Origin of the sequence: Micromonospora sp. NPDC048835 (assembly GCF_040649995.1) — a bacterium.
In the GTDB taxonomy this organism is placed as follows: Bacteria; Actinomycetota; Actinomycetes; order Mycobacteriales; family Micromonosporaceae; genus Micromonospora.
Genome location: NZ_JBEZGM010000002.1, coordinates 13,530 through 40,231, shown reverse-complemented (window position 1 = coordinate 40,231; position 26,702 = coordinate 13,530). Strand labels below are relative to the sequence as shown.

28 protein-coding genes are annotated in these 26,702 nt (G+C 72.3%); 13 read left to right on the top strand and 15 right to left on the bottom strand.

Annotated elements, in window-relative coordinates; all coding sequences use genetic code 11:
- Positions 1 to 46 precede the first annotated feature (46 nt).
- The 5 genes from AB0C15_RS02615 to AB0C15_RS02595 all read right to left on the bottom strand — a co-directional run bounded on the left by AB0C15_RS02615 (position 47) and on the right by AB0C15_RS02595 (position 4,793).
- The gene (locus AB0C15_RS02615; RefSeq protein ID WP_357348660.1) at positions 47 to 1,231 is read right to left on the bottom strand and encodes a hypothetical protein; all 1,185 of its coding nucleotides are present in this window, start codon (positions 1,229 to 1,231) and stop codon (positions 47 to 49) included.
- Between the two features lie 82 nt (positions 1,232 to 1,313).
- On the bottom strand, positions 1,314 to 2,063 hold the full coding sequence (locus tag AB0C15_RS02610; protein WP_357347967.1) for a ZIP family zinc transporter: 750 nt from the start codon (positions 2,061 to 2,063) through the stop codon (positions 1,314 to 1,316).
- Between the two features lie 55 nt (positions 2,064 to 2,118).
- On the bottom strand, positions 2,119 to 3,309 hold the full coding sequence (locus AB0C15_RS02605) for a GNAT family N-acetyltransferase (RefSeq protein ID WP_357347965.1): 1,191 nt from the start codon (positions 3,307 to 3,309) through the stop codon (positions 2,119 to 2,121).
- A gap of 89 nt (positions 3,310 to 3,398) precedes the next feature.
- Positions 3,399 to 4,118: a protein phosphatase 2C domain-containing protein gene (locus AB0C15_RS02600; protein WP_357347963.1), complete on the bottom strand. Its 720-nt coding sequence runs from the start codon at positions 4,116 to 4,118 to the stop codon at positions 3,399 to 3,401.
- Positions 4,119 to 4,232: 114 nt separating this feature from the next.
- Positions 4,233 to 4,793: an XRE family transcriptional regulator gene (locus tag AB0C15_RS02595; RefSeq protein ID WP_357347961.1), complete on the bottom strand. Its 561-nt coding sequence runs from the start codon at positions 4,791 to 4,793 to the stop codon at positions 4,233 to 4,235.
- 55 nt (positions 4,794 to 4,848) lie between these two features.
- On the opposite strand from AB0C15_RS02595, the gene AB0C15_RS02590 reads away from it, so the two are divergent.
- Positions 4,849 to 6,093 (top strand): benzoate/H(+) symporter BenE family transporter, encoded by a 1,245-nt coding sequence (locus AB0C15_RS02590; protein ID WP_357347959.1) that lies wholly within the window; start codon positions 4,849 to 4,851, stop codon positions 6,091 to 6,093.
- Here the strand turns inward: AB0C15_RS02590 and AB0C15_RS02585 are convergent.
- The 4 genes from AB0C15_RS02585 to AB0C15_RS02570 all read right to left on the bottom strand — a co-directional run bounded on the left by AB0C15_RS02585 (position 6,006) and on the right by AB0C15_RS02570 (position 8,109).
- Positions 6,006 to 6,377 (bottom strand): hypothetical protein, encoded by a 372-nt coding sequence (locus tag AB0C15_RS02585; protein ID WP_357347958.1) that lies wholly within the window; start codon positions 6,375 to 6,377, stop codon positions 6,006 to 6,008. The two genes, AB0C15_RS02590 and AB0C15_RS02585, sit on opposite strands and share 88 nt — an antisense overlap.
- Before the next feature lie 214 nt (positions 6,378 to 6,591).
- Positions 6,592 to 6,843: a hypothetical protein gene (locus tag AB0C15_RS02580; protein WP_357347956.1), complete on the bottom strand. Its 252-nt coding sequence runs from the start codon at positions 6,841 to 6,843 to the stop codon at positions 6,592 to 6,594.
- A gap of 81 nt (positions 6,844 to 6,924) precedes the next feature.
- A complete protein-coding gene (mscL, locus tag AB0C15_RS02575; protein ID WP_357347954.1) occupies positions 6,925 to 7,386 on the bottom strand; it encodes a large conductance mechanosensitive channel protein MscL in 462 nt (153 codons plus the stop codon).
- A gap of 39 nt (positions 7,387 to 7,425) precedes the next feature.
- Positions 7,426 to 8,109 carry a FadR/GntR family transcriptional regulator gene (locus tag AB0C15_RS02570; protein WP_357347952.1) on the bottom strand — a complete coding sequence of 228 codons (684 nt, stop codon included), beginning with the start codon at positions 8,107 to 8,109 and terminating at the stop codon, positions 7,426 to 7,428.
- Between the two features lie 179 nt (positions 8,110 to 8,288).
- Between AB0C15_RS02570 and AB0C15_RS02565 the strand changes: the two genes are divergently transcribed.
- Positions 8,289 to 9,437: an MFS transporter gene (locus AB0C15_RS02565; protein WP_357348658.1), complete on the top strand. Its 1,149-nt coding sequence runs from the start codon at positions 8,289 to 8,291 to the stop codon at positions 9,435 to 9,437.
- Between the two features lie 13 nt (positions 9,438 to 9,450).
- Here AB0C15_RS02565 and AB0C15_RS02560 read toward each other — a convergent pair whose 3' ends face one another.
- Positions 9,451 to 9,807 carry an STAS domain-containing protein gene (locus AB0C15_RS02560; protein WP_007454464.1) on the bottom strand — a complete coding sequence of 119 codons (357 nt, stop codon included), beginning with the start codon at positions 9,805 to 9,807 and terminating at the stop codon, positions 9,451 to 9,453.
- 163 nt (positions 9,808 to 9,970) lie between these two features.
- Between AB0C15_RS02560 and AB0C15_RS02555 the strand changes: the two genes are divergently transcribed.
- The 6 genes from AB0C15_RS02555 to AB0C15_RS02530 are packed head-to-tail and all read left to right on the top strand — an operon-like array spanning position 9,971 to position 15,568.
- Positions 9,971 to 10,831 carry an STAS domain-containing protein gene (locus AB0C15_RS02555; RefSeq protein ID WP_357347950.1) on the top strand — a complete coding sequence of 287 codons (861 nt, stop codon included), beginning with the start codon at positions 9,971 to 9,973 and terminating at the stop codon, positions 10,829 to 10,831.
- Positions 10,831 to 11,241 carry an STAS domain-containing protein gene (locus tag AB0C15_RS02550; RefSeq protein ID WP_357347948.1) on the top strand — a complete coding sequence of 137 codons (411 nt, stop codon included), beginning with the start codon at positions 10,831 to 10,833 and terminating at the stop codon, positions 11,239 to 11,241. The genes AB0C15_RS02555 and AB0C15_RS02550 overlap by 1 nt, the downstream gene beginning before the upstream one ends.
- On the top strand, positions 11,238 to 11,657 hold the full coding sequence (locus tag AB0C15_RS02545) for an anti-sigma regulatory factor (RefSeq protein WP_357347946.1): 420 nt from the start codon (positions 11,238 to 11,240) through the stop codon (positions 11,655 to 11,657). Before AB0C15_RS02550 ends, AB0C15_RS02545 begins: the two co-directional genes overlap by 4 nt.
- Complete coding sequence (locus AB0C15_RS02540; protein ID WP_357348656.1) at positions 11,654 to 12,667, top strand: SpoIIE family protein phosphatase; 1,014 nt, start codon at positions 11,654 to 11,656, stop codon at positions 12,665 to 12,667. The genes AB0C15_RS02545 and AB0C15_RS02540 overlap by 4 nt, the downstream gene beginning before the upstream one ends.
- Positions 12,664 to 14,025: a sensor histidine kinase gene (locus AB0C15_RS02535; protein WP_357347944.1), complete on the top strand. Its 1,362-nt coding sequence runs from the start codon at positions 12,664 to 12,666 to the stop codon at positions 14,023 to 14,025. Before AB0C15_RS02540 ends, AB0C15_RS02535 begins: the two co-directional genes overlap by 4 nt.
- Before the next feature lie 13 nt (positions 14,026 to 14,038).
- Positions 14,039 to 15,568 (top strand): SpoIIE family protein phosphatase, encoded by a 1,530-nt coding sequence (locus AB0C15_RS02530; protein WP_357347942.1) that lies wholly within the window; start codon positions 14,039 to 14,041, stop codon positions 15,566 to 15,568.
- 33 nt (positions 15,569 to 15,601) lie between these two features.
- On the opposite strand, the gene AB0C15_RS02525 is transcribed toward AB0C15_RS02530, so the two are convergent.
- Positions 15,602 to 16,429, bottom strand: a complete 828-nt coding sequence (locus AB0C15_RS02525; protein ID WP_357347940.1) for an AraC family transcriptional regulator — start codon at positions 16,427 to 16,429, stop codon at positions 15,602 to 15,604.
- A gap of 31 nt (positions 16,430 to 16,460) precedes the next feature.
- Here AB0C15_RS02525 and AB0C15_RS02520 point away from each other — a divergent pair, with 31 nt between their 5' ends.
- From AB0C15_RS02520 to AB0C15_RS02505, 4 genes are all read left to right on the top strand, one after another.
- A complete protein-coding gene (locus AB0C15_RS02520; protein WP_357347938.1) occupies positions 16,461 to 17,045 on the top strand; it encodes a TIGR03086 family metal-binding protein in 585 nt (194 codons plus the stop codon).
- A 139-nt stretch (positions 17,046 to 17,184) separates the two neighbouring features.
- Positions 17,185 to 17,721, top strand: a complete 537-nt coding sequence (locus AB0C15_RS02515) for a PadR family transcriptional regulator (protein WP_357347936.1) — start codon at positions 17,185 to 17,187, stop codon at positions 17,719 to 17,721.
- Positions 17,718 to 18,422, top strand: coding sequence for an ABC transporter ATP-binding protein (locus tag AB0C15_RS02510; RefSeq protein ID WP_357347934.1), 705 nt, complete (start codon positions 17,718 to 17,720; stop codon positions 18,420 to 18,422). Before AB0C15_RS02515 ends, AB0C15_RS02510 begins: the two co-directional genes overlap by 4 nt.
- On the top strand, positions 18,419 to 19,948 hold the full coding sequence (locus tag AB0C15_RS02505; protein ID WP_357347933.1) for an FtsX-like permease family protein: 1,530 nt from the start codon (positions 18,419 to 18,421) through the stop codon (positions 19,946 to 19,948). Before AB0C15_RS02510 ends, AB0C15_RS02505 begins: the two co-directional genes overlap by 4 nt.
- A gap of 33 nt (positions 19,949 to 19,981) precedes the next feature.
- Here AB0C15_RS02505 and AB0C15_RS02500 read toward each other — a convergent pair whose 3' ends face one another.
- Both AB0C15_RS02500 and AB0C15_RS02495 read right to left on the bottom strand, forming a co-directional pair.
- Complete coding sequence (locus AB0C15_RS02500) at positions 19,982 to 20,167, bottom strand: hypothetical protein (protein WP_357347931.1); 186 nt, start codon at positions 20,165 to 20,167, stop codon at positions 19,982 to 19,984.
- 167 nt (positions 20,168 to 20,334) lie between these two features.
- Entirely contained in the window at positions 20,335 to 22,431 is a 2,097-nt protein-coding gene (locus tag AB0C15_RS02495; RefSeq protein WP_357347929.1) for a S9 family peptidase, read from the bottom strand.
- Between the two features lie 96 nt (positions 22,432 to 22,527).
- On the opposite strand from AB0C15_RS02495, the gene AB0C15_RS02490 reads away from it, so the two are divergent.
- Positions 22,528 to 23,886, top strand: a complete 1,359-nt coding sequence (locus AB0C15_RS02490) for an FAD-binding oxidoreductase (RefSeq protein ID WP_357347927.1) — start codon at positions 22,528 to 22,530, stop codon at positions 23,884 to 23,886.
- A 31-nt stretch (positions 23,887 to 23,917) separates the two neighbouring features.
- On the opposite strand, the gene AB0C15_RS02485 is transcribed toward AB0C15_RS02490, so the two are convergent.
- Both AB0C15_RS02485 and AB0C15_RS02480 read right to left on the bottom strand, forming a co-directional pair.
- Positions 23,918 to 24,346 (bottom strand): hypothetical protein, encoded by a 429-nt coding sequence (locus AB0C15_RS02485; protein WP_357347925.1) that lies wholly within the window; start codon positions 24,344 to 24,346, stop codon positions 23,918 to 23,920.
- Between the two features lie 46 nt (positions 24,347 to 24,392).
- Positions 24,393 to 26,456, bottom strand: coding sequence for a SpoIIE family protein phosphatase (locus tag AB0C15_RS02480; protein ID WP_357347923.1), 2,064 nt, complete (start codon positions 26,454 to 26,456; stop codon positions 24,393 to 24,395).
- Between the last annotated feature and the right edge of the window lie 246 nt (positions 26,457 to 26,702).

The following is a 26,702-nucleotide window of genomic DNA, read 5'->3' as shown; positions in this document are numbered from 1 at the left end:
GCGGGCGTCGGGGGTGCCGGGGAGGGGGAGGGGCGCGGCGCGAGGGTTAGGAGAGCTTGGAGTTCGTGATCGTGGGGTTGCGGGCGCCCAGGAAGAAGATGCCGGGGAAGCCGCGGGTCTCGAAACCGGCGCTCGGGTTGCGGCGCAGGGTCGAGTTTTCGATCTTCATCGTGCCGGTGCGGTTGTTGCTCACGAAGAAGATCGCGCCGCCGCCCTCGTTGGCCCTGTTGTTCTCGATGATCGTGCCGGCGAGTCGGACGGTGAACTCGTTGCCGTCGCAGTAGATCGCGCCGCCGCTGCCGCCGCCCGGCTTACCGGACCTGGCCGGATTGGCCCCGCTGCCGATCGCCTCGTTCTTCTTCAGCAGGCTGTTCAGCACCACCCAGGACACACCGATGCTGCTCAGCGCCCCGCCGTTGGAGCAGGAACCGCCGTCGAAGGTGCTGCTCACCACGTACACCGGCTTGTCCTCGTACTGGCTCAGCACCCGGATGGCCGCGCCACCCAGGTCGGGGCCGGTGCGGTCGCAGCGGTTGCGGACGAAGCGCGAGTTGACCACCTTCAGCCGCCCGCCGCGTACGAAGATCGCCCCACCGCCGCCGCCCTCGGCCTTCTCGCCTGTGGAGTTGCCGTCGGCGAAGGTGAGGTTCTGCACGGTGAGCTGCGGGTGGTCCTGGTTCTGGCAGTGCGAGGTGGTGAAGCCCTGGGCCTCGTCGCAGGTGTTCATGTAGAGGATGCGGCGCTGTCCCTGGCCGCTCAACGTGACGGTGCCGCCGCCGTCGAGCACGATCTTCGGCCCGTTCGCGTTGCGGACCTTCGCGGTGGCGGCCATCTTGATCGTCACCGGGGCCGGTCCACAGTTGAACCTGATGACGCCGCCGGCCGCGACAGCCTTCACGACGGCCGCGGAGGTGCAGCTCGCCGGGGTGCCGGTGCCGATGGTCCGGGTCGGCTTCGAGGTGTCCACCGCCCGCGCCTCGGACGGCACGGCGGCCTTGCCGTTCGGGTTGCCGGCCGCGAGCACCCTGGTGGCGGGTTTCGGGCTCGCGCTGGCCCCGGGGCCGCCGAGGCCGTCCCGGGCCCCCGGCGCCTCGGCCGGACCGCTTGCCGGCGGCGGCGTCGGCGACGCGGACGAGCCGGCCTCGAACGTGGGGGCCGGCTCGTTGGGCGCGCAGGCGGGCAGGGTCGCGGCGGCGACACCGAGGACGAGAAGAGCGGCAAGCGACGTCATGCGCACTCCGTGATGCTAAGAGCCAGGGCGGCGTCGCGACGAATCCGCCGAGCCGGTTCAACGCGCCGCTGAGACGCCATCGTCAGGCGTGGGAGAGGGCGAAGGCGGTGAGGAAGCCGGCGACCGTGATCAGACCGACCAGGAGGTGTGCGTTCTCGAACGCCTCGGGGACCATGGTGTCGGTGATCATGGCGAGGATCGCCCCGGCGGCCAACGCCGTGATGGCGGCGAGCGCCTCCGGCGGCGCACCACCCAACAGCGTGTTGCCGACAAGCGCGGCGACGCCGCTGACCAGCGCGATCCCGGTCCAGAGCAGGAACACGTACCGTCGGCTACGGCCGGCCTGACGCATGCCGGCCGCGCTGGACAGCCCCTCCGGGACGTTGCTGAGGAACACCGCGGCCACCGTGACCAGGCTGACCGCGCCGCCGCTGAGCAGGCTCGCGCCGATCACGACCGATTCGGGTACGCCGTCCAGGAGCGCCCCGACGGCGAGCGCCGACCCGGAGCCGGGCTGTTCCACCTCGGAGGGCTGCTGGTCGCCGGACCGCTTCCGATGCCGTGCACCCCGGCGGGCGAGCGCCAGGTTGGCAAGCGTGTAGACCACCGCACCGGCGGCAGCGCCGAGCGTGGTGGGCAGCAGCCCGCCCTGCGCGTGCGCCTCGGCGATCAACTCGAACGACACGGCGGAGAGCAGCACTCCCGCCCCGAAGGCCATGACGGACGCGATGAGGCGCTGCGGCACCCGCGCGAACCAGCCGACCGCCGCCCCGACCAGCAGAGCTGACCCGGCCAGCAGGCCCCACCCACCCGCCTGTAACCACTCCGGCATTCGCGGGACCGTACCCACGGTCGCCGGGCCGGCAAACCCCGATCGCGAGGAAGACTCAGAAGTCGGCGAAGAGGTACGGCACCCGGCGGGGGAAGATGCCGCGCAGCTCCGTGGCGGCATCCACCGGCACGTCACCCAGGCCGCGAAGCGGCAACTCGGCCGGGTCCAGCACACCGTACGCGAGGGCGGAGAGCCCGGCGGCGGTGAGCGTGGCGGTCGGTGCCCGGCCGGTGCTGTCGTCGACCAACTCCAGCACCCCGGTCGTGCCGTCGAGCAGATGGGTGCCGGCCAGCCAGCGGTCCCCGGTCAGCTCGATCCGCACCCGGCCCGGGCCGGCGGGCAGCCCACGCAACGCGTCGAGCGACAGCAACCGGGCCATCGGCGCGGACGAACCCGGGACGGCCGTACGAACCTCGACGTGCACGTCCAGGTCGGTCGACCACAGCTCGGGCAACTCGTCGGGCGGAACCTGGACGGTGATCCGCTGGATCTGGTCGACGTGCCGGGCGAAGAACTGCAACAGCAGCGTCCGCGCGAGCGGGTCGGTGACAAGCAGTTCGTTGCCGTGCAGCGTGCCACCGTATTCGTCGATCCGGTACGTCACCGCGCCGGTGACCTCGCCGCCGACCCGGGCGGTGAGCAGCCAGTACTCGTCGCGGTCGCGCATCCCGACCGCCCGGTAATCCGGAAAGACGGCGAAGCCGTGTCGCTCCTGGAGGGTGCGCTCGGTGAACGCCCGCCACACCGGATAGCCGGCGGCGATGCGTTCCCAGCCGACCTCGCCGGGCAGGTCCACGCGGAGCAGCGAGCCCAGGTGGGCCGGCGTGAAGGTGACCCGGCGCGGCTTCGGCAGCCCGGCGTAGCCGAACCGGGCGTAGAAACTGGGCCGGAACGGATAGAGCGCACTGACCGGGTGCCCCTCGTCGCGCATCTCGTCGAGGAGTTGGTGCAGCAACGCCCGGACGTGCCCCTGCCGCCGGGCCAGCGGATGGGTCGCCACCCCGGCGACACCGGCCATCGGCAGCACCACCCCGCGCAGGTTCTGCCGCATCGGAATGGCCGACACGGCGGCCAACGTGGTGCCGTCCTCCTCGGCGATCAGCGTCCGGTTGCCCTGGTTGTAGGGCAGGTAGTCGCGGAACTCCGCGGTCCGGGCAGCACTGAGCGGCGAGGACTCGAAGGCGTACGCGGCCAGCGGAAAGCTGGTGGTGAGACGGTCGTCGTCGGTCACCCGGCGGATGGTCATCCGCCCATCTCAACCCGCCGCTGGGGGTCGCAGCAACCTGATTGGCCCGATCCGTGCAGCGGTGACCGGGCCCGTCCGGGGCCGGTGGCTCAGTGGGCGACGACGTCGGAGACGACGACTGTGACGTTGTCCGGCGCGCCGGCGTGGTGGGCCAACTTGACCAACTGTTCACCGCACTGCTGACGGTCGGCGTACATGCCCAGGGCGGCGGCGATCGCCTCGTCCTCGACGTAGTCGGAGAGCCCGTCGCTGCACAACAGCAGCCGGTCGCCGGGCACCACGGTGAGCACGCCGACCGCGGGCGGGGTGTCGGCGCCCTGCACGGCCCGGGTCACCAGGGACCGCTGCGGGTGGTGGCGGGCCTGCTCGGGAGAGAGGGTGCCCTGATCGACGAGCGCCTGTACGAACGTGTCGTCCCGGGTGAGCTGGGTCAGCTCCCCGTCGCGCAGCAGGTAGCAGCGGGAGTCACCCACCTGGGCCAGCACCAGCGTCTCCCCGGCGAGCAGCGCCGCGGTGAGCGTCGTACCCATGCCGTCCCGGCTCGGGTCGACGGTGATCGCGGCGTGGATGCGCTGGTTGGCGGTGCTGACCACGGCACGCAGGGCGTCGGCGGCGCCGTCGGGGTCGGTGGGCGGAGCCAGCTCGTCCAGGATCCGGATCACGATCTCGCTCGCCACCTCGCCCGCAGGCAGCCCCCCCATGCCGTCGGCGACGGCGATCAGGCGGTCACCGGCGAGGGCGGAGTCCTCGTTGTTGGTGCGCACCAAGCCGATGTCGTTGAGGATGACCGAGCGGAGGATCAGCGTCATGGGGTCAAGCTTGCCAAGAACAACCCGCATTCGTCTCTACGCCTCCTACCTCGGTCGAGAATTGATTGCGATTTTCGCCGGCGGGACGACGGTCCGTGACCGGTCGGCCCGGTCTCAGCGGCGCGGATAGCGCAGCAGCAGGCTGGCGGCGACCTCTTCGTCACCGACCGCCGCGTAGCTGTGTGACACGTCGGACACCCACCGAAGGTGACCACCGGCCGGAGCGGTGAGCGGTGCGTCGGCCGGCCCGGCGCGCAGCACCCCGGCGAAGACGGTGATGTGCTCGGTGACCCCCGGCGCGTGGGCGGGGGAGAGCTGCACGACGCCGGGGGCGACCCGCATCCGGTACAGCTCGTAGGTCGCGTCGGTGTCGGTGAACACCTCCAACAGGGTGGCGGTGACCGCGGTGCCGTGCACGGTGGGCTCGGCCGTCGGCTCGGCCAGCAGGGCGGTGAACGGTACGCCGAGCTGCGCGGTGACCGCCCAGAGCGTCTCCAGGGTCGGGTTGCGGGTGCCGTTCTCCAGGCCGGAGAGGGTGGCCTTCCCGACACCTGCGAGTCGGGCGAGTGTGGACAGCGAGATCCCCTGCTCCTCGCGCAGGGCGCGGACCCGGCGTCCGACGACTGCGGGATCCACGTCGAGGCCCGGACGCGGGGCTGGTGGTGGGTGCGGCACCCGGCTATCGTGCTACACGCTGCCGTTCCGTAAACGGAACAGTCGGGAGGGTGGAGTGGCCGGACGCGTACAACCGTTGCTGGCGGGTGCGGTTACCGCGGTGGTGGGCTTCGCGAGTTCGTTCACCGTCGTGCTGGCCGGGCTCCGAGCGGTGGGCGCGTCGGACGCACAGGCCGCCTCCGGCCTGCTCGCACTCTGCGTGGCGAGCGGGCTGGTCGCCGCCTGGCTGGGCTGGCGGTACCGGATACCGATGAGCGCGGCCTGGTCCACACCGGGCGCAGCGCTGCTGGTGGCGACCGGGCCGCCGCCCGGCGGGTGGCCGGTGGCGGTGGGCGCCTTCCTCGTCTCGGGCCTGCTGATCGTCGCGGCCGGGCTGTTCCCGCCACTCGGCCGGGCGGTCGCCGCCATCCCCAGGCCGGTGGCCGGCGCGATGCTCGCCGGGGTCCTGCTACCGCTGTGTACGGCCCCGGTCCGCGCGCTCGTCGAGCTGCCGGTGGTGGCCGGGCCGGTGGTGGTCGGCTGGCTGCTGCTGCACCGGTTCGCCCGCCGTTGGGCGGTGCCCGGGGCGCTTGTGGTGGCGGTGGCGGCGATCGCACTGACCACACCGCCGGCGGGCCTGACCGGCACCTCGCTCGTCCCGTCGGTCACGCTGACCGCGCCGGCCTGGAACGCGTCCGCCCTGGTCGGGTTGGCCCTGCCGCTGTTCCTGGTCACCATGGCCGCGCAGAACGTACCCGGCATGGCGGTGCTTGTCGGCTACGGCTACCGGCCGCCGTTCGGCGCCGCGCTGCGGACCACGGGCCTGGCCAGTCTGCTCGCCGCCCCGGCCGGCGGGCACGCGGTGAACCTCGCGGCGATCACCGCCGCCCTGGCCGCCGGACCGGACGCGCACCCGGACCCGGAGCGCCGGTGGATCGCCTCCGTCACCGCTGGCGCCGGGCTGGCCGTGCTCGGCCTGGGTGCCGGCGTGGCCACCACGCTCGTCGCGGTCGCCCCACCGATCCTGATCGAGGCGGTCGCCGGGCTGGCGCTACTGGGCGCGCTCGCCACCGCGCTCGCCTCGGCGGTGACCGAACCGACGACCCGCGAGGCCGCCGTGGTCACCTTCGTGGTGACCGCGTCCGGGGTGACGCTGATCGGGGTGGGCGGCGCGTTCTGGGGCCTGGTCGCGGGCTGCCTGATGCTGCTGCTCTTCCGCTGCCGCCCGCGGGGTCACTCCTCGGGCGGCAGGTCGGCCACACCGACGGCCAGGAGGACCCGCCCGTCGGCAACCGATCCGATCCGGTCGGCCGGTACGTAGACCGCGCCGGTGCGGGTCAGGTCGGTCGAGACCTTCAGGTAGCCGCTGTGCAGCAGCCGCGCCGCCAGGTCGGCCGGGACGTCCGGCTCCTCGACCGCGGTCGCCTCGATCAGCTCGTCCAGGCTGCTGCCCGGGTCGGCGCCCGGTGTCTGGACGGTCACCGCGTTCGGGTCGCCGCGCTGGACGAGGTCCACGGTCCCGACCTCGGTGCCGGCTGAGTCGATCACCGGCATCCCGGTGGTGATCCGCGAGATGGTCGCCTGCTGCTCGTCCTGCTGGTCCATCCCGCTGCGGTTCCCAGGGCAGCAAGCCGCTAAACGCCGCCCACCCATCAGCCCGATGCTCAGCAACTACGGCAGCGACTTGGAGCGCGATGGCCGGGAAGCGATGGGCCTGAAGAGCGTGATGACTCTGAGGCATCAATATGCCTCAGAGTCATCACCGTCGAAAGCAATGCCGCCTCCACGGCCCGCGTCGCGCACGCCGCGCCGCCCTCACTCAGGTGTTCGGGAGGGTCCAGCTGCCGGGCTGGCGGGGGGACAGTTCCCGCCAGGCGTCCGGGCCGTCGAGCAGGGCCCGGACGGTCTCCTCGGCCTCGTCCGCACTGCCGTACTCGTAGAAACGGGATATGCCTTCGGCGCCGCCGGCCCGCTGCTCGACGTGCCACCGATCGGCGTCCACCCGCAGGAATACGTCCCGCCGGGCCAGCCGCCCCCACTTCCCGTTCCACCAGTGCTTTCGCTGCTCCATGGCGGGACTCTATCGAACACACGTACGAGAAAGTGCGGCCCCTGCGGGAATCCCACAGGGGCCGATGTGCATTCGTGTGTGTCAGCGCTGCGTCGGCGGTTCGGTACGCCGGCCAAGCGCTTCGTCAAGCGCTCCGCGCTGCTGACCGGGGGTGGTGTGGCCGGCGGAGACCAGGGCGTCCCGGATCTCGGTGAGCAGCTTGACCTCCTCGCTCGGCGCCGCCGGCGGCGGCTCCTCGCCCCGCTTGCGCCGCTCGGCCAGCTTGTTCATGGGGAACACCACGAAGAAGTAGAGCACCGCAGCGGTGAGCAGGAAGGTGATCAGGGCGTTGATGAACCCCGCCCAGTCCATGTAGTTGCCCTTGGTGATCTCCCACCTCCCGGCCGACAGGCCAGTGCCCCCGCCGAGTGCCTTGATCAGCGGTTCGAGGAACGACTTGGTGAGTTGGGTGACCACGCCGGTGAACGCGGCACCGATCACGATGCCGACCGCCAGGTCGACGACGTTGCCGCGCATGATGAAGTCTTTGAAGCCCTTGAGCATTCGTACTCCCGAGGTGTCCGCTTTTCTGTCGGGCACAACCTATGCCCGTTCGGCGGGTTCCAGAAAAGCGCCGGCTTCGAGCGCCGCCCGGGCGGGATCGCCGGCCCGGATCGCCTCGACCAGCCGGGTGTGGTCGACGTAGCGCTCGGGCGTGAGCGCCCCACCCATGGCCTGGGCGACCGTGCTGCGCAGTGCGGTGCCCACCGAGGCGTACAGCTCGGCGAGCATGGCGTTGTGCGCGGCGGCGACCACCGCGGTGTGCAGTGCCGCGTCGGCCTCGACGAACGCGTCGACCCGGCCGCCGTGCCAGGCGGCCTCGCGCCGGGCGAGCGCGCCGTCGAGCGCCGCCAGGTCCTCGGGTGTACGCCTCAGCGCGGCGAGCCGGGCGGCCTCCACCTCGAAGGCGCGGCGCACCTCGACGACCTCGGTCATCCGGTCGTCGCCGAGCCGGCGGGCGACCACCGGCGCCAGTTCGTCGGTGGACACCACGTAGGTGCCGGAGCCCTGCCGGCACTCGAGCACCCCGGCGTGCACCAGGGCGCGGACGGCCTCGCGGACCGTGTTGCGTCCGACGCCAAGCGCGGCGACCAGTTGGGGCTCGGTGGGGATGCGCCCGCCGACCGGCCATTCGCCGCCGAGGATCCGGGCGCGGAGTTGCTCGGTGGTCTGCCGGACCCGATGGCCGCGGGGAGGCACGGAGGGGAATTCAACCGACGGTGGCACTGGTTACATCACCGAGCCCAAATTCATCCCATGATTGTAGGTTAGCGGTCATGACCCCGCCACCAACCGCCGCTCCGGCGCTGCCTGCCCCCGTCGCCGTCGACTTGCGCCCGACGGGGGACCCCGGTGCCGGCCGGCGGACACACCCGGCGACAGGCGGGGCGCTGGTGCTGGTCGGGATGCTGCTGGTCGCGCTCAACCTGCGTGCGGTGGTGACGAGTCTCGGCGCGCTGCTGGACGAGGTCCGTGACGGGCTGGGCCTCTCCGGCGTCACCGCAGGTCTGGTCACCACTCTGCCGACCATCGCGTTCGCCGGCCTCGGCGCGCTCACCCCGTGGCTGGTCCGCCGGGTGGCGCCGGCCCGGGTGCTCGTGGTCGCCATGCTCGCCCTCGCCGTCGGCCAGGTGCTTCGGGTCGCCACCGACTCGGCCTTGATCTTCGTGCTCACCAGCGCGTTGGCGCTGTCCGGCATCGCGGTCGCGAACATCCTGCTGCCGATGCTGGTCAAGCAGCACTTCCCGCACCGCACCGGCCTGGTCACCGGGGCGTACACGATGGCGTTGACAGTCGGCACGACGGTGGCCGCCGCCTCCGCGGTGCCGATCGCCCACGCCTTCGGGTCGTGGCGGGCCGGGCTCGGCGTCTGGGCCGCGATGGCCGCGGTGGCCGTACTCCCGTGGGTGCCGCTGGCGTTGCGGACCCGCGCCGGGGCGCGGCGGGTGACCCCGACGGCGGTCGCCACACCGATGCGGGTCCGGCCGGCGCGGACCCGGCTCGGCTGGGCGATGGCCGTGTACTTCGGGGCGCAGTCACTCAGCGGGTACGCGATCATGGGCTGGCTGGCGCAGCTGTTCCGCGACGCCGGTTACCACCCGGAGTCGGCCGGGCTGCTGCTCGCCGGAGTGACCGCGCTCGGCGTGCCGATCGCTCTGCTGATGCCCACCCTGGCCGGCCGACTCGGCAGCCTGCGCCCGCTGGTGCTGGGGTTGACCACCGCGTCGGCGCTCGCCTACCTGGGGTTGGCGCTCGCGCCGCACGGTGCCGCGCTGCTCTGGGTCGCCCTGCTGGCGATCGGTCAGGGCGCCTTCCCGATGATCCTGACCGCCATCGGCCTGCGTGCCCGCACCGCCGAGGGGACTGTCGCGCTCTCCGCGTTCGCGCAGAGCACCGGGTACGTGATCGCCGCCCTCGGCCCGCTGATGGTCGGCATCCTCTACGAGGCCACCGGCGGTTGGACCGCACCGATCGGGTTCCTGCTGGGCGCGCTCGCCGTGCAGACGACCGCGGGCATGGCGATCGCTCGTCCCCGTTACGTCGAGGACGAGTGACCAGTCGCTGCGGTCAGGAGGAAGCCGGCGTCGGTTCGCCGGCGACTGCCTCATCCACCGTCGGGTAGGTGTGCAGCACCTCGACCAGCCCGCTCACCTCGAGGATGCGCAGCACCCCACGCTGCGGGGCGGCCAGGCGAACCACGCCGCCGGCCTCGTCGCAGCTGTTCTTGGCGCGGACGAAGACCGACAGCCCCGTCGAGTCGCAGAACGAGACGTCCGCCAGGTCGAAAACGAGCCGGTTACGGCCCTTGTCGAGCAGGTCGGTGATCTGGTCCTGAAGCTGCGGTGCGGTGGCCATGTCCAGCTCGCCCGCGACCGACACGACGACCACGTCGCCGCGTTGTTCCGTGTGCACCGTCAACGACATTCGCCAAGCCTCCTGTTATCGGGGGAACGGTATCCCAAGACCGGGGCCCGATGCAGAACGGGAGCCATCATCCGGTGGCCACCGTCATTCCGTTGCTACGGGGCAAGTAGTTGATCAGCTCCCGGTGATAGAGTCCGCCCGGTCCAGGTCAAGGGGGTTCGAAATGGCGTTGAGCACCGAGGAAAGCAGTCGGCTCGTCGCGCTGCTCGGCGGGCAGGCCGACCGGGTCACGACTCGGTGGACCGAGATCGTCACCAGTTCGTTGCGCGGCCGGTTGAGCCAGGCCGAGCTGCGCCGACAGGTCCAGGATCTGCACGGCGCCATCGTCACCACCGGCGAGCAGGGCACCATCGACCTGTCCGCCGACGGCGCCGGCGAGCTGCGTGCCGCGCTCTCCGAGCTGTCAAGTGGTCGGGCCCGGCAGGGCTTCTCCGCCACCGAGACCACGATCAGCGTCTTCGCCCTCAAGGAAGTCCTGGCCGAGCTGCTGCAAGAGGCCGGCGGCCCGAGCGCGCTGCAGGACTACGTCGCCTTCTCGAAGCTCGTCGACGAGATGGGGCTCTACACCTTCGAGAGCTTCGTGCGCACCCGCGAGAGCCTGATCGCCGACCAGGCCGAGCAACTGCTCGAACTCTCCACGCCGGTGGTCAAGCTCTGGGAGGGTGTCGTCGCCGTCCCGCTCGTCGGCACCCTGGACTCGGCCCGGGCCCAGGTCGTCATGGAACGACTGCTGCAGACGCTCGTCGACACCGGCTCGCCGTACGCGATCATCGACATCACCGGCGTACCGGCGGTGGACACCCAGGTCGCCCAGCACATCCTGAAGACCGTGGTGGCCGCCCGGTTGATGGGCGCCGACTGCATCATCTCCGGCATCCGGCCGCAGATCGCGCAGACCATCGTGGCGCTCGGCATCGAGTTCGGCGACATCGCCACCAAGGCGAGCCTCGCCGACGCGCTGCGCCACGTGCTGCGGCTCACCGGGGTGGAGACCGCCCGCCGCCAGCCGCGTAGGGACATCTGATGGAACGTGTGCCGATCCTCAAGATCGGTGACATCCTCCTCGTCTCCATCCAGCTGGACATGTCCGACCAGACGGCGGTGCAGCTCCAGGAGGATCTCGCCGAGCGGATCGTGGCGACCGGTTGCCACGGCGTCATCATCGACATCACCGCGCTGGACATCGTCGACTCCTTCGTCGGTCGGATGCTCTCCACCATCGCGTCGATCTCCAAGGTGCTCGACGCGGAGACGGTTGTCGTCGGAATGCGCCCGGCCGTCGCCATCACCCTTGTCGAACTGGGGCTGTCGCTCAACGGCATCCGTACCGCGCTGAACGTCGAGCGCGGCATGGAGTTGGTCGCGGCGGCCCGCGCCGACGAGCTCGATCTCCAGCTCGACGACGATCCGGACGCCGAGACGGCCACGCCGTGACCGCGGGCGTCGACCTGGGCCAGCCGCAGGCGCAGGCGATCCGGAGCGACGAGGACGTGGTGCGCGTCCGGCAACTGGTCCGCGCCGTGGCGGTGGCCGTCAAGCTGTCCCTCGTCGACCAGACCAAGGTGGTCACCGCGGCGAGCGAGCTGGCCCGCAACACCCTGGTGTACGGCGGCGGCGGTTCGGTGGAGGTGGCGGTCGTGGACAACGGTCGACGCAAGGGCGTGCAGATCGTGTTCGCCGACTCCGGGCCGGGCATCGCCGACCTCGATCTGGCCATGACCGACGGCTACACCAGCGGCGGCGGCCTCGGCCTCGGGCTCAGTGGGTCGAGACGCCTGGTCGACGAGTTCGAGATCGAGACGTCAGCGGAGACCGGCACCCGGATCACGGTCACCAAGTGGGCACGGTGAACGCCGATGCGGTCACCGACAGTGGCATCTGGTTCCGGGTCGAGGCCAGCAGCGCGGCGAGCGCCGTCCGGCGTGCCGCCGAGCGTCTCGGCGCGCAGGTGGAGATGGGCGAGGCACGCATCGCCGACCTCGCCATCGTCGCGGCCGAGCTGACCAGCAACCTGGTCAAGCACGCCGACGACGGCGTCCTGCTGCTCCGACCGGTACGCCGCGCCGGGCAGGCCGGGGTGGAGCTGGTGGCCATCGACTCCGGGCCCGGCATGGCCGACCTGACCGTCTCGTCCCAGGACGGGCACTCCACCGCCGGCACCCTCGGCATCGGCCTGGGTGCCATCGTTCGGCAGGCCAGCTGGTTCGACGGATACTCACTGCCCGGCCGCGGCACGGTCCTCGCCGTGCAGGTCTGGTCGGCCGAGGCGGCCCGGCCGTCGTGGGCCGAAGCCCTCACCCGACCGCTGACCGGTGAGACGGTAAGTGGCGACGGGTACGCGGTCCGGGTCGCCGACGGGCGGCACCAGGTGCTTGTCAGCGACGGGTTGGGGCACGGCCCGCTGGCCGGGGCCGCCACCGACGCGGCGCTCGCCGCGTTCCGCAACGCCCCGGCGGGCCCGCCGGCGACGGTCGTCGGTCACCTGCACCGGAGCATGTCGCACACCCGTGGGGCCGCACTCGCGGTCGCCGAGTTGGCACCCGAGGCCGGGATGCTGCACTACGCCGGCCTGGGCAACATCTCCGGCGTGGTCGTCGATGCCGACGACAAGCGTCGCGGGCTGGTCTCGTTGCCAGGCATCGCCGGGCACCAGCGGCCGACGATCCGGGAGTACGCGTACCCGTTCGGTTCCGGCGCCCGCCTGGTGATGCACAGCGACGGGGTGGTCGACCGGTGGCGGTTGGCCGACTACCCGGGCCTGATGGAGAAGTCACCACTGGTGATGGCGGCGACGCTGCTGCGCGACGCCGGCGTGCGGCGCGACGACGCCTGCGTACTTGTCGCACGGTCCTGGTCATGATCGACGAACCCGCGGCCCTGCCGCTGCTGCAGATGGCCCTGCGGGTCGAGCAGGACATCTTCGTGATCCGCCAACGAGGCCGCGAGGTGGCCGCGGTGGTCGGCCTCGAACACCAGGACCAGGTGCGGATCGCCACCGCGCTCAGCGAGGTGGCCCGGGATCTGCTGCGGACGACCGGCGGAGCGGACGTCAGCTTCCACATCGTGGCGGGCTCCGACGGCCGGTTCCACCTGCGCGCCGACCTGGCCCCGGTGGCCCCGCTACCGGGTGACCGCTACGAGCCCCAGTCCGGCGCGGTGTCCCGCCTGGTCGACACGTTGAGCGTGTCGACCGTCGAGGGGGTTACGGTCGTACGGATGTCCCGACGAGTCCCGGCCAACGCGCCGACGCCGACCCCGGAGCGGCTCGCCGAGTTCCGTACCGAACTCGGCCGCACCGCGCCGAGCAGTGCGCTGGATGAGCTGACCGTGCAGAACGGGCAGCTCATCGCCGCCCTCGACGAGGTGCGCAGCCAGCGCGACGAACTGGCCGTGCTGAACGAGGAGCTGGCCGAGACCAACCGCGGCGTGCTGGCCCTCTACAACCAGCTCACCGAGGAACTGGAAGAGACCAACCGCGGGGTGGTCGCCCTCTACGCCGAGCTGGACGAGAAGTCGGCCCAGCTCCGTGCGGCGAGCGAGTCGAAGAGCCGGTTCCTCGCCAACGTGAGCCACGAGCTGCGGGCCCCGGTCACCGCGATCATCGGGTTGGGGCGGCTGCTCACCGACTCCGCCTCCGACCCGCTCACCGACGAACAGGGCCGCCAGGTCGACCTGATTCGTTCGTCCGCCGCCGACCTGCTCAACCTCGTCAACGAGCTGCTCGACCTGGCCAAGGCGGAGTCCGGCCGGATCGAGCCGGAGCTGACCGACGTCGACCTGCGCCAGGTCTTCGGTCAACTGCGCGGCACGCTGCGCGCGCTTGCCACCCGACCGGAGGTGGAGCTGGTCGTGGAGGAGCCCGCCGCGCCGGCCCTCCTGCGCACCGACGAAGTCCTGATCGGCCAGGTGCTGCGCAACCTGCTGCACAACGGGCTGAAGTTCACCGAGCGCGGCGAGGTGCGACTGCGGGCCAGCCAGCACGGCGACCGGTGGCAGTTCGAGGTCAGCGACACCGGGCCGGGCATCGCTCCGGAGCTGCACGACCGGATCTTCGAGGAGTTCTATCAGGTGCCGGGCGCCACCCGGGTCGGCGGCACCGGCCTCGGCCTGCCGTACGCCCGGCGGTTGGTGACGCTGCTCGGTGGCACACTTGAGCTGACCAGCGCGGCCGGTCAGGGCAGCACATTCACCGTCTCCCTACCCGTCGGCGGAGCGTGACGGCGTGGACGGCATGCCGACAACCATCCTGGTGGTCGACGACAGTCGTACCAAGCGCTACCTGCTGGTCAGCTGGCTGACCCGGGCCGGGTTCACCGTGTTGGAGGCCGAGAACGGCGCCGACGCGTTGGCCCGGGTCGAGGTGGACCGGATCGATCTGGTGGTCCTCGACGTCCGGCTGCCCGACCTCAGCGGGTACGAGGTCTGCGAACAGATCAAGGCGCGGCACCCGGCGATGCCGGTGATCCACGTGTCGGCGCACGCCGTGGACGTGGCCGACCGCGCCCAGGGGCTTACCCGGGGCGCGGACGCGTACCTGACCGAGCCCATCGAACCTGAAGAGCTGATCGCCACCACCCGGGCGGTGCTGCGCTACTACCAGGCACGGCAGCGGGCCGAACTGCTCGCCGAGCGGCTGCTCGGGCTGGCCGACACGACGGTGGCGGTGCACGCCGCGCCGACCTTCGCGCGCCTGCTGGAGGCCGCCGCCGAGGGCGCCGCGCTGATCTTCAAGAGCCCGGCAGCGGTGATCGCCGAGACCTTCGACGGTGACTGCATCGCCGGTGTCTGCGCCGGGCCGGGCGAGGCGGCCACCGTCGTGCCGTGGATCGTCGACGACACCGGAGTGCCGACCGGCCCCACGGTGCGGGTGGACGCCCCGGAGAACTGGGCGTTGGTCGACTGGCCGGACGCCGACTCGGTGACCGTCGCCGCCGCCAAGCTCCGCGAGGACCGCGCCCCGCTGTACGTGGTGGTGCCGACCGCCACCCAGACCGCCCGGACCCCGGTGCTGGTGCAGCTCGCCCAGGCGGTGGCGGCTGCCGTGGAGGCCCAACGCTCCTTCGACGAGGAACACCGGATCGCCGTCACCCTGCAACGCAGTCTGCTTCCGCGCGGGCTGCCCTCGGTTGTCGGCCTCGACCTCGCGGTGCGCTACGAGCCGGCAAGCGCACAGACCGAGGTGGGTGGCGACTTCTACGAGCTGGTGATGCTCGACGGTCACCTGCTGCTGGCGATCGGGGACGTGGCCGGCCACTCGCTGCACGCGGCGACCGTGATGGCCGAGCTGCGGCACGCGGTGCGGGCGTACGCGGTAGAGGGTCACCAGCCCGGCGAGATCCTGCACCGGGTCAACGAGCTGATGCGTACGCTGCTGCCGAACGAACTGGCGACGCTCTGCGTGCTGTTGCTGCACCCGCCGACCGGGCGGGTCCGGTTGGCCAGCGCCGGGCACCTCCCGCCGCTGATGGTCGTGGACGGCAAGGTCGAGTTCGTGCAGCACTCCGCGCCACTGCTCGGCGTCCGCGCCCCGCGCCCCGCCGACCTGGAGTTCGTGGTCCCGGCCGGGGCCACGCTGGTCTTCTACACCGACGGGCTGATCGAACGACGGGACGCCACGATCGACGAGGGACTCGCCGCGCTTGCCGCGGTCGCCGCGACTGTCGACGGTGACCTGGACCAGTTCTGCGCCCGACTGCTCGTGGAGCTGGCCCCGCCCGAGATCCAGGACGACGTCGCGGTGGTCGTCCTGCGCCGCCGTTGAGCTGTCCGCCCGGTCAGCCGTCTCGCGACGTACTCAGCGCACCGAGCGGGCGTACGCGGCGGGGGAGACCCCGGCCACGGCGGTGAAGTCGCGGACCAGGTGGGCCTGGTCGCTGTAGCCGAGGTCGGCGGCGAGGTCGGCCCAGCTCAGCGGGCCACCGGCGGCCTGTTCGACAGCCTCCTGAAGCCGGTAGCGGCGAATCACCCACTTCGGCCCGACCCCCACGTACTCCAGGAAGAGCCGCTGCAACCGGCGGACCGGGACGTCGTGCCGCGCCGCGAACTCGTCGACCCGCAACACCGTCCGGTCGGTGCGGATCGCCTCGGCCAGTCGGACTGCCTCCCCGGCCATCGGGCCCGGCTCCGGCCGCCACGCGGTGAGGAGGGCGTCCAGGGCCCGGCAGCGCGCGTCGTCGTCGGCCGCCGACGTCTGTGGTCCCTGGGCTACGCCCGCGTGCACCGGGATGTGTGTGCGGGTCAGCCGACCGGTGGGCAGCGGCACCCTACGCCCGGTCAGCTCACTGACCGGGCTACGCCAGAACGCGTGGAAGCCGCCGGGGCGGAACTGCACCCCGGACACCTGGCCGGTGCCGTCGATCGTGATCCGGAACAGGTTGCGACCCACCCCGGCCACCTCGCCGGACTCGGGCCCGTCGTCGTCACGTCGGAACACCACGTTGACCGCCGGATGCGGCACGACCCGCTGCTCGAACGGCGTGCTCAACGCCCAGTCGATGAGCCAGTAGTGCTCGACCCACGGACGCAGCGGCTCCGCCGGCAGGTGCCGACGGAAGGACACCTCGCGCAGCAGACGCCCGGGGTCGAGAATCCCCCGGCTGTCGCCACGCGGTCGCTGTCGCATTTGTTCAAGACCACCCTCATACGCTGGCCCTATGTCCACTCAGACTAGCCATCTGCTGGCCGCCGCCGCGCCGCGAACCGTCGACGTGGTGCGCGGCATCGCCGACGACCAACTCGACCTGCCCACGCCGTGCCGCGACTACGTGGTCCGTGACCTGCTCAACCATCTCTTCGAGGTGGTAATCAACTTCCAGGGGCTGGCCGCGAAGCAACCGGCGGAGTGGGCCGAAAAGCCCGACCACCTCGGCGACGGCTGGCGGAATCGGTTCGGGGTGGAGACCGACCGGTTGGTCGCCGCGTGGTCGGACCCGTCCACCCTGGAGGGTCTGTCGCCGGGCATGGGCATGCCGCAGACCGTCGTGGGAGGGATGGCCCTGCTGGACCTGACAGTGCACGGCTGGGACCTCGCGGTCGCCACCGACCAGCCGTACCACCCGGCCCCGGAGGCGGTGGCCGAGCTGCACGGGCTGGTCGAGCAGTTGGGCCCCACCGCCCGCAAGATGGGCGTCTTCGCCGACCCGGTGCCGACCCTCACCACCACCCCCGACCTGGCCTCCGACCTGACCCGCCTCCTGACCCAGACCGGCCGCACCCCCACCTGGCCCCAAACCCCCTAACAGACCCCCCCGGCCTCCACCCCTCCCGGGTTAACCGACCCTGCCGCGTTGACCGACCCCACGGGATGACCAACCCTTCCGCGTTGATCATGGTGGGTGGTTGTTGACTTGGGTATTCGCTGGGTGAATAGTGGGCGGGGTGTCCACGCCGCATGTTCTGCTCGGGTTGTTGGCTGCGGGCAGCCGGCACGGTTATGAGCTGAAGCGTGCGCACGACGAGCGGCTGCCACGGGCTCGGCCGTTGGCGTTCGGGCAGGTCTACGCCACTCTCGGCCGGCTCGAACGCGACGGGCTGGTGGCGACCGCCGGGCAGGACCGGGTGGCCGGGCCGGACCGCACGGCGTACGCGCTGACCGACCAGGGGCGGGACGCGCTGGACCAGTGGTTGTCCACGGTGGAACCACCAATGCCGTACGTGGCGAGCACGCTCTTCGCCAAGGTCGTGGTGGCGCTGCTTGTCGCCGACGTCGATCGGGCCCGCTCGTACCTGACGGCCCAGCGCGCCGCGCACACCGCACGGCTGCGTGAGCTGACCGCGGTCAAGACCGATGTGGCCGCCACCCTCAGCGACGTGGTCGCGGCCGATTTCGCGATCGCCCACCTCGACGCGGATCTGCGGTGGCTGCACGCCACCCTGGGCCGGGTCGCCGACTGGCACCGGGAGGTGCATCCGTGACGCAACTCCAGGCTCGCGGCGTGGTCCGGGCGTACGGCCCGACGCCCGCGCTGCGCGGTGTGACGCTCGACGTGGCCGAGGGTGAGATCGTCGCGATCACCGGCCCGAGCGGCTGCGGCAAGTCGACCCTGCTGCACTGCCTGGCCGGGATCCTCCGGCCGGATGTCGGCGAGGTCACCTGGCGCGGGCAGCGGATCGACACCTGGTCCGAGGCGGCCCGGTCCCGGCTGCGGCGCACCGAGTTCGGGGTGCTGTTCCAGTTCGGTCAGTTGGTGGCCGAGCTGACCGCCGTCGAGAACGTCGCACTTCCTCTGCTCCTCGCCGGCACGGGGCGGCGAGAGGCACGGACGGCGGCGCTCACCTGGCTGGAACGGTTCGGGGTGGCCGAGGTGGCCGACGTCCGGCCGGGTGGGATGTCGGGGGGTCAGCAGCAACGTTGTGCCACGGCGCGGGCGCTGGTGACCGAGCCTCGGGTGCTCTTCGCGGACGAGCCGACCGGCGCACTGGACACGCTCAGCGGCGAGCAGGTCCTCACCCAACTGGTCCGGCTCGCCCGTGAGCAGCGCACCGCGGTCGTGCTGGTCACCCACGAGCCGCGGATCGCCGCGTACGCCGATCGGGAGGTCGTGTTGCGCGACGGCCTGGTGGACCACGGCGGCCTGGGGCTCGACGTGCCGCTGGCCGGCGGTGCGCCCCGGTGAGACCGACGACGCTTGTCCGTCTCGCGCTCGCCGGCACCCGCACCGACACCGCCCGGGTGGTGCTGACCGCGCTCAGCGCCCTGCTGGCCAGCCTGGCCGGGCTCGCGGCGCTGACCGTGCTGGCCATCCCCACGCCTCTGGCGACGGATGAGAACCCGAACAGGTGGTCGGAGCAGTACCACAACGCTCTGCTGGTGGAGCCCGGGTTGCGCGGCGGCACGGCGTTCGCGCTGCTGACGCTGATGATTCCGGTGCTGGCGCTTGCCGGTCAGTGCGCCCGGCTCGGTGCGCCGGCGCGGGACCGCCGGTTGGCCGCGCTCCGGTTGGCCGGCGCTACTCCCGGGCAGGTCACCCGGCTGGTGGTGCTGGAGACCGGTGTGGCCGCTCTGTTCGGCACGCTGGCTGGGCTGGGTGTCTACCTGATCGGTCGCGAGTCGCTGCACCGCCCGGACGCCCGGGGTCAACTGGCCCTGCCCACCGACGTGCTGCCGTCGACAGGCGCGGTGGCCGGCGTGGTGTTCGGTCTGCCGGTCGTCGCGGCGCTGGCCACCGCCCTGATGCTGCGTACGGTCACCACCAGCCCGCTCGGGGTGAGTCGTAAGGCTGCCCGCGAGCGCGGGCCGGGTCCGTGGGCCGGGATCCTGATTGGGTTCGGCGTGCTCTCGTTCGCGCTGATCGATCCTGCGCTGGCTCGGTTCGACGACCGGACGGAGGTGGCTTGGCTGGTGCCGCTGCTGTTCACGGCGGGTGCGTTCGCGGCGATGATCGGGGTGGTGATCGGCACCGGCTGGATCTCGTACCACTGCGGGGTGCTGCTGCGTCGGCACGCCCGCCGCGCCTCGGCCCTGCTCGCGGCGGGTCGGCTGATGGCCGATCCGTGGGCGGGCAGTCGCACGTTCGCGGCGCTGCTCGCCGCCCTGATCTTGGGTGGCGGTGCGGCAGCCCAGCGCGCCTACTTCGCCACGAAGGACCAGGTCGAGCGGGAGCAGAGTCGAATCGCCGGGGCGGACGGTGGCGCCAACCCCTTCTACCTGTCGACGATGGATCTTGTCGACGGCGCGATCGCCGTGGCCATCCTGATCGCGACGGGCGGCCTGATCGTCGCGCTGGTCGAGGGGATCGTTGCCCGACGCCGCGCCTACGCCGCACTTGTCGCCACCGGGGTGCCCCGCGCCACGCTGGCCCGTTCGGTGGCCTGGCAGGCGTTGCTGCCGGCCGTGCCGGCGATCCTGCTCGCGCTCACCGTGGGCACGCTGCTCGGCCGGGGCCTGGAGACGGAGGTGTCAGCGGGCAGCGGGTCGACGTTGATCTGCGAGGCCACGGCCGCGCTCTGCGACGACCCGGCCACCCGGGAGCAGTACTCCCGGATCGTGTACTACCCCGAGGTGCAGCGAGCCGTTCCCGTACCCCTGGAGCACCTGGCATGGCTCGGCACCGGCGCCCTGGCGGCGGTGCTGGTGACGGTCGGTGTCGGCCTGCTCTTCCTGCGATCGAGCACCGCCCTGGACGAGCTGCGGGCGACCTGAGCCGATCTTCCACACCGGCTCACGCCCGGCCGGTCAGGCGGTGAGCAGACCGGACGAGAGCGCGACGAGCGTGCCGACCACGGCCGAGCAGCAGCAGACCAGCAGGCCGGTGACCACGGCGAGGATCAGCCAGACCCGGCGATCCCGTGCCACCGCCGCCACGCTCGGTCGGCGGGCCTCCTCGGCGGCCTCGCCGTCGCCATCCGTCGCCTCGGTCACCTCGGAAGTCTAGGCCGCGACATCCGCCGCGATCCGGGAACACCAGCCACACGGCGTGCGGTGCCCCGAGCCGCCGGTGCTCGCGCCCGATCGTGGACGAGGTGGTCTCCCCGGCCGCCGAGGAGACCCTTCCCACGATCGAGCGCGAGCACGCCAACGGCGACGGGTCAGGCGCGGCCGATCCGGTCCAGGATCCAGGCGTTGATGAACGCCTCCTCGCGCCAGGAGTCGTAGCGACCACTCGGACCGCCGTGCCCGGCACCCATCTCGGTCTTCAGCAGGTAGTCACCGCCAGGTGCGACCGCCCGCAGCCGGGCGATCCACTTCGCCGGCTCGGAGTAGAGCACCCGGGTGTCGTTGAGGCTGGTCACCGCGAGGATCGCGGGGTAGTCCACGGCGGCGACATTCTCGTACGGCGTGTAGGACTTCATGTACGCGTACACCTCGGGGTCGTCGAGGGGGTTGCCCCACTCCTCCCACTCGGTGACGGTCAGCGGCAGCGACGGGTCGAGGATCGAGGTGAGCGCGTCCACGAACGGCACCTGCGCCACGATCCCGGTGAACGCGTCCGGCGCGAGGTTGGCCACCGCGCCCATCAGCAGACCACCGGCCGAGGCACCCCGGGCGACCAGCCGGTCGCTCGCCGTCCAGCCGGCCTTGACGAGGTGCTGGGCGCACGCCACGAAGTCGGTGAAGGTGTTCTTCTTGGCCAGCAGTTTGCCCTGGTCGTACCACCGACGGCCCAACTCGCCGCCGCCCCGGATGTGCGCTACCGCGAAGACCACGCCCCGGTCCAACAGGGACAGTCGGGCCACCGAGAACCACGGGTCCATGCTGGCCTCGTACGAGCCGTAGCCGTACAGCTCGCAGGGCGCCGAGCCGTCCCGGGGGGTGCCGACGCGGCAGACCAGCGAGATCGGCACCCGGGTGCCGTCGTCGGCGAGCGCCCAGTCGCGGTGCTGCTCGTACTCGTTCGGGTCGTACGGTCGCCCGTCCGGCCCCGGCAGCACCGGCTTCTGCTTCAGCAGCACCATCTGCCGGGTGACCAGGTCGTAGTCGTACACCGAGTCGGGGGTGATCAGGGAGGAGTAGCGCAGCCGGACCTGGCCGGTGCGGTACTCCGGGTTGGCGTCCAACCCGACGCTGTACAGCGGCTCGGGGAAGTCGATGTCGTACCCGTCGTCACTGCCCACCGGCAGGACCCGCAGCCCGGTGAGCCCGTCGGTGCGCAGCGACACCACCAGGTGGTTGGCGAAGGCGTCGACGGCCTCCAGCCGGGTGCCGGGGGTGTGCTCGATCAGCGGCACCCAGTCGCCCGGTACGTCCGCCGAGGTGAACGCCAGCGCGAAGTCCTCCGCGCCGTCGTTGTGCAGGATCAGGAAACGGTGGCCGTGGTGCTCCACCGTGTACTCGACGCCCTGTCGGCGGGGCGCGATCACGGCCGGCGCGCCGGTCGGGTTGCCGGCGGGGATCACCAGCACCTCGCTCGTCACCTTGCTGTGCACGTCGATGAGGATGAACTTTTCCGACCGGGTGAGCTCCACGCCCACCCAGAACCGCTCGTCGTCCTCCTGGTGGACCACCACGTCGTCGGCGGCGGCGGAGCCGACGGTGTGCCGCCAGACCCGGTTCGGCCGCCACGCGTCGTCGACGGTCACGTAGAACAGCGCCGAGGCGTCGGTCGACCAGGCGGTGCCGTAGAAGGTGTCGGGCACCTCGTCCGGCAGCAGCTCGCCGGTGCTCAGGTCCTTCACGCGCAGGGTGAACCGCTCGTCACCGGAGAAGTCGGTGGAGTAGGCCAGCCAGCGGCCGTCCGGGCTGACGTCGAACGCGCCGAGCGAGAAGAAGTCGTGCCCGTCGGCCAGTTGGTTGCCGTCGAGCAGCACCTCCTCGCCGTCGAGCGGGGCGCCGTCGGCGCTTACCGGCGGGTCGGTCTCACCGTCGCGGACCGCCCGGCGGCACTGCACTCCGTACTGTTGTCCCTCGACCGTCCGGGTGTAGTACCAGTGCCCGCCCTTGCGGGTCGGCACGGACAGGTCGGTCTCCTGGGTGCGTCGGCGAGTCTCCTCGAACAGGGTGGCGCGCAGGTCGGCGAGGTGTGCCGTCCGCGCGTCGGTGTACTCGTTCTCGGCGGTCAGGTAGGCGATCGTCTCCGGGTCGTCCTTGGCGGCGAGCCAGGCGTACTCGTCGACGACGGTGTCGCCGTGGTGGGTGCGCTCGCTGGGCACCCGCTTCGCCGCGGGCGGGGCAGTCTCGGTGGTCACGGCGGCCACGTTACCGGCCGGCAGCCGCCGTACGCCGGACCAGCGGCATCCCGATACCCGCCACCACCGCATTCGAACACATGTACGATGGCCGGCATGGCGGCAGCAGCGAGTTCCCTCGGCCGGTCCGGAGCCCTCGAGATCACCCGGCGGTTGGCGGCGATCTGCGGTCCGCCCTTCTCGCGGCTGGCCGGGCCTGCCGACGAGGTGGCCGGGCGGCCGGCGCGCTGGGTGGCCGTCCCGGGTGGTCCGCACGCCGCCGCCGAGGTGCTGCGGCTGGCCGCCGTGCACGACCTGGCGGTGGTGCCCCGAGGCGCGGGCACCAAGATCGACTGGGGTGCCACTCCCGTTCAGGTCGACATCCTGCTCGACACCGGCCGGCTGGCCGGCATCGGTCACGACCCGGTCGACTCGCTGGTGACCGATGTCGGGGCCGGCACCCCGCTGCGGGCGGTGCAGGCCACCCTTGAGCGCACCGGGCAACGGCTCGCGATGGACGCCCCGTCACCCGGCGCGACCCTCGGCGGCGTGCTCGCCGCAGGCGAGGCCGGCCCGCTGCGTCACCGGCACGGCAGCCCCTGCGACCAACTGCTCGGCGTGCGCTACCTCGCCGCCGACGGCGAGCTGGTGAGCGTCGGCGGCGGCGCTCCCGGGCTCGACCTGGCCCGCCTGCTCTGCGGCTCGCAGGGCGCGCTCGGTGTGCTGGTCTCGGCGAGTCTGCGGGTGCAGCCGGTGCCGGCGAGTCGGCTCTGGGTGTCCCGCCCGGTGTGGACACCGTTGGAGGTGCACGATTTGGTCCGGACGATTCTCGCCGCCCGGTTGGACCCGTCGGCAATCGAGCTGGACCTGCCCGGCGGCACGCCGCGCCCTCGCACCCCGTTCCCGCCCGGTCATCCGGCGGCCACCGCCCGGGAGCGTCATCCGTCGATGTCCGGCCGGGCCGGCGCCCCGTCCCGGGCGGGCAGCCTGGTGGTGCTGCTGGAGGGCGGCCCCGCCGAGGTGAACGAGCGCGCCGAGCGGCTTGTCGGCCTGCTGCACGGGGAGGCGACGATCACGCACTCCGCGCCGACGTGGTGGCGGCGCTACCCGTTCGCGCCCGGTGACACGGCGCTGCGCCTGGAGGTCCCGATCGGCGACCTGCACGCCGCCGTCTACGCGCTGCGCGACGCGGCCGGCGCGCCGGTGCCGGTGCGCGGGTCCGCCGGGCTGGGCACGGTGCACGCGGCGCTGCCCGGGGCACTGGCACCCGAGCGGGTGGCGTCCATCCTGGCCGCCGTCCGTGGGGTGCTGCTGGCCCGGCAGGGCCGCTGCGTGGTGGTCTCCGCTCCGGCGGCGGTCCGCCAGGCCGTCGACCTGTGGGGTGAGCTGGCCGGCCTGGCCCAACTGCGGGCCGCCAAGCGGCACCTGGATCCGGAGCACCGACTCGCCCCCGGGCGGCTCCCCGGCGGCCTGTGAGGCGGGCCGCTCCAGGTGACCCGGCCCGGGGTCAGTCCAGCCACCACCGGTGCATGTCCAGCAGCGGCGGGGTGAAGCGCGCCACCAGCACCAGCAGGCCGCCCACCGCGCCGGCCAGCAGCACGCGGGTCACCCGAGGCAGGGCCTCGCGCTCCCGAGCGGCAAGCGCCACCGCGACGATCGCCATCGGCAGCGCGAGCACCGCACCCGCCACATAGAGCATTCCGACCACGGCGTAGAGCCAGAAGAACGGGTTCAGCCCGTCCATCCCGAACGGGACCAGCTCCTTCGGGTCGTACGCACCGGTGACCATGTCGGCCGGGCCGACGCCGGCGGTCGCCATCCGGCCCAGGTACAGCAGAAGCACGGCGAGGAACGCGCCGATGGTCGCGAGCTGTGCCACGATCACCGCCCGGACCACCGGCCGCGAGTACGACGAGACCTGCGCGACGCTCGACATGGACGTCAATCTACCGGGCGAAGCCGAACCCCGACGCCTGCGGCGGTCAGGCCGCGTCGTTGCGGAGCACCAGCACGGCGATGTCGTCCCGGGGCGGCTCGACCGAGAAGTTGATCGCCGCGGCGCGCAGCCGGGCGGCCACCACGTCGGCCGAGTAGCCGGCCAGGGGTGCGGCGGCGTCCCGCAGCCGGTCGGTGCCGAACAGCTCCCGGCCGCGCCGCCGCTCGGTGACGCCATCGGTGTAGAAGATCAGCGAGTCGCCAGGTGCGAGCGGGATCTGCGCGGCCGGCGAGGTGATCGTGTCGAGCAGGCCGAGCGCGGTGCCGCCGGTGCCGACGAAACCGGCGCCGCCCGACCCGGCCAACAGCACCGGCCGGTCGTGCCCGGCGAGGTGCAGCGACACGTCCAACTGGTTGCCCTGGCCCGGCCCGACAGCCGCCAGCGCCAGCGTGCAGTAACGACCACCACCGCGCTCGACAAGCGTCTCGTTGAGCCGCGCCAGCGCCTCCGGCAACGGTTTGCCGTCGCCGACGAGCACCCGGATCACGTCCCGGACCAGCCCGGTCACCGCGGCCGCCTGGACACCCTTGCCGGAGACGTCGCCGATCACCACCAACCAGCGCCCGTCGGGCAACGGCACCACGTCGTAGAAGTCGCCGCCCACCTCCGCGTCGTCACCGGTGGGCACGTACTCGGCGGCGAACCCGATCCCGTCCACGACCGGCAGCACCGGGGGCAGCAGAGACTGCTGGAGCGTCTGCGCCACGCGGCGGCGTTCGGCGTGGATCCGGGCGTTCTCGATGGCCAGCGCGGCCCGTCGGGCGACGTCCTCCAACACGGCGACCTCGTCCGGGTCGTGCCGGTGCCGCTGGTGCCGACCCACCGCCAGGGTGCCGAGCCGCTGCCCGCGGGCGATCAGCGGGACCGCGAAACCCTCCATCGGCCCGCCGAGCGGAATCTGCGCCGCGCTGCGGGACGCCTCACGAAGCCGGGCCTGCACCGAATCCGGCCCGGTCTCGGCAAGCACCTTGTGCAACTGCGGAAGCATCGACTCGTCGGCGTGGCTGGCCGCCGCCAGCCGGAGCCGGCCCCACTCGTCGGTGGTGTGCACGGCGCACCACTGACCGAGTCGCGGCACCACCAACTGCGGCACCAACGCCATGGTCAGGTCCACGTCCAACGACTGGGCCAACAACTCGCTCGCCTCGGCCAGGAACGTCAGCCACACCTGCCGACGGACGTCTGCTCGGCGCAGCCGGTCGTTCTCCAGGTGCAGTGAGAGCCGCTCGGCGGTGAGCACCGCCAACGGTTGGGCGTACGCCGACGGCGCGGCGTCCAACTCCAACTCCCCGGCGTACGGACGGTGCACCGTGAGCGGCACCCGGAGCAGCTCACTGTCGGGGCGGGGCGGTCGACCGAAGCGGGCCAGTACCCGGCGACCCTGCCCGTCGCCCCGGTCCAGGCGGATCGTGCCGCCGGCCGCGCCGACCATCTCGGCGACCCGGCTGAGCAGGCTGGTGGCGAAGTCGGGCAGCGGGTCGTCCCCGTACAGGTCGGGGGTGGTCTGCATGAGTTCGCTCATCGCGCTGGCGCTCGGCGCGGACCGATCGGCGCTGGTCTGCGGGCCGGCGCTCGCCGGTGTCGACCCGCCGGCGCCGGGCGGGTCGGCGCCGGGGCGGTCCAGCCGGAACCAGACGCCCTTGCCGGTGGGCAGGTACGTGGTGCCCCAGCGGCTGGCGAAGTGGTCGACGAGCAGCAGGCCCCGACCGCGAACGGAGACCTCGTTGATCTCGGCGGAGTCGTTGCGGTCGCCGACGGTCAGCTCGTCGCCGGAACCGGGGGCGAAGTCGGAGACGGTGACGGTCAGCCCGATCTCGTCCGCGACGACCTCGATGTCCAACTCGGTGCGGGCGTGCTCGACCGCGTTGGTGGTCAACTCGGTGGTGAGCAGGAGAGCCTCGTTGACCAGCTCGTCCAGGTGTGACTCGGTCAACACCGAGCGGACCACGGCGCGGGCGGCGGCCGGCGTACGGCGGTCGGCGGGCAGCCGGACACGCCGGACAGCCCCGTCCCGGGCCCCGGCCGTCGCGGCCCCCGCCTCGGCTGACACCCCCGTATCCTCCACCGTCGCCGGGCCGGGTGCCAAGCCGATCACCCGATCGCGGGCTGTCGCGTCGCTCAGCGGCATGGCGGCTGGCGCGCCGAAACGACAGGCGCGGGAGCCGCGCGAGGTTTGCGGCGCGCCGTCCCGGCCCGACGCCGATCGGGCGGGTCGGGAGGGCGATCGATGCCACCTGGCGGGTCGCGCACCCTGGCACCACGGCGCGCGCGGGCACAATATGGGGTGCCGGTGTGT

What these genes read in the sequence shown, in the direction of transcription:
- AB0C15_RS02525 (WP_357347940.1), bottom strand. Translation starts at nt 16,429, where the DNA reads ATGCGACAGCGACCGCGTGGCGACAGCCGGGGGATTCTCGACCCCGGG.
- AB0C15_RS02530 (WP_357347942.1), top strand. Translation starts at nt 14,039, where the DNA reads ATGCCGACAACCATCCTGGTGGTCGACGACAGTCGTACCAAGCGCTAC.
- AB0C15_RS02565 (WP_357348658.1), top strand. Translation starts at nt 8,289, where the DNA reads ATGCTGCTGGTCGCGCTCAACCTGCGTGCGGTGGTGACGAGTCTCGGC.
- AB0C15_RS02550 (WP_357347948.1), top strand. Translation starts at nt 10,831, where the DNA reads ATGGAACGTGTGCCGATCCTCAAGATCGGTGACATCCTCCTCGTCTCC.
- AB0C15_RS02600 (WP_357347963.1), bottom strand. Translation starts at nt 4,118, where the DNA reads ATGACGCTGATCCTCCGCTCGGTCATCCTCAACGACATCGGCTTGGTG.
- AB0C15_RS02615 (WP_357348660.1), bottom strand. Translation starts at nt 1,231, where the DNA reads ATGACGTCGCTTGCCGCTCTTCTCGTCCTCGGTGTCGCCGCCGCGACC.
- AB0C15_RS02555 (WP_357347950.1), top strand. Translation starts at nt 9,971, where the DNA reads ATGGCGTTGAGCACCGAGGAAAGCAGTCGGCTCGTCGCGCTGCTCGGC.
- AB0C15_RS02605 (WP_357347965.1), bottom strand. Translation starts at nt 3,309, where the DNA reads ATGACCATCCGCCGGGTGACCGACGACGACCGTCTCACCACCAGCTTT.
- AB0C15_RS02490 (WP_357347927.1), top strand. Translation starts at nt 22,528, where the DNA reads ATGGCGGCAGCAGCGAGTTCCCTCGGCCGGTCCGGAGCCCTCGAGATC.
- AB0C15_RS02580 (WP_357347956.1), bottom strand. Translation starts at nt 6,843, where the DNA reads ATGGAGCAGCGAAAGCACTGGTGGAACGGGAAGTGGGGGCGGCTGGCC.
- AB0C15_RS02585 (WP_357347958.1), bottom strand. Translation starts at nt 6,377, where the DNA reads ATGGACCAGCAGGACGAGCAGCAGGCGACCATCTCGCGGATCACCACC.
- mscL (WP_357347954.1), bottom strand. Translation starts at nt 7,386, where the DNA reads ATGCTCAAGGGCTTCAAAGACTTCATCATGCGCGGCAACGTCGTCGAC.
- AB0C15_RS02520 (WP_357347938.1), top strand. Translation starts at nt 16,461, where the DNA reads ATGTCCACTCAGACTAGCCATCTGCTGGCCGCCGCCGCGCCGCGAACC.
- AB0C15_RS02535 (WP_357347944.1), top strand. Translation starts at nt 12,664, where the DNA reads ATGATCGACGAACCCGCGGCCCTGCCGCTGCTGCAGATGGCCCTGCGG.
- AB0C15_RS02610 (WP_357347967.1), bottom strand. Translation starts at nt 2,063, where the DNA reads ATGCCGGAGTGGTTACAGGCGGGTGGGTGGGGCCTGCTGGCCGGGTCA.
- AB0C15_RS02560 (WP_007454464.1), bottom strand. Translation starts at nt 9,807, where the DNA reads ATGTCGTTGACGGTGCACACGGAACAACGCGGCGACGTGGTCGTCGTG.
- AB0C15_RS02485 (WP_357347925.1), bottom strand. Translation starts at nt 24,346, where the DNA reads ATGTCGAGCGTCGCGCAGGTCTCGTCGTACTCGCGGCCGGTGGTCCGG.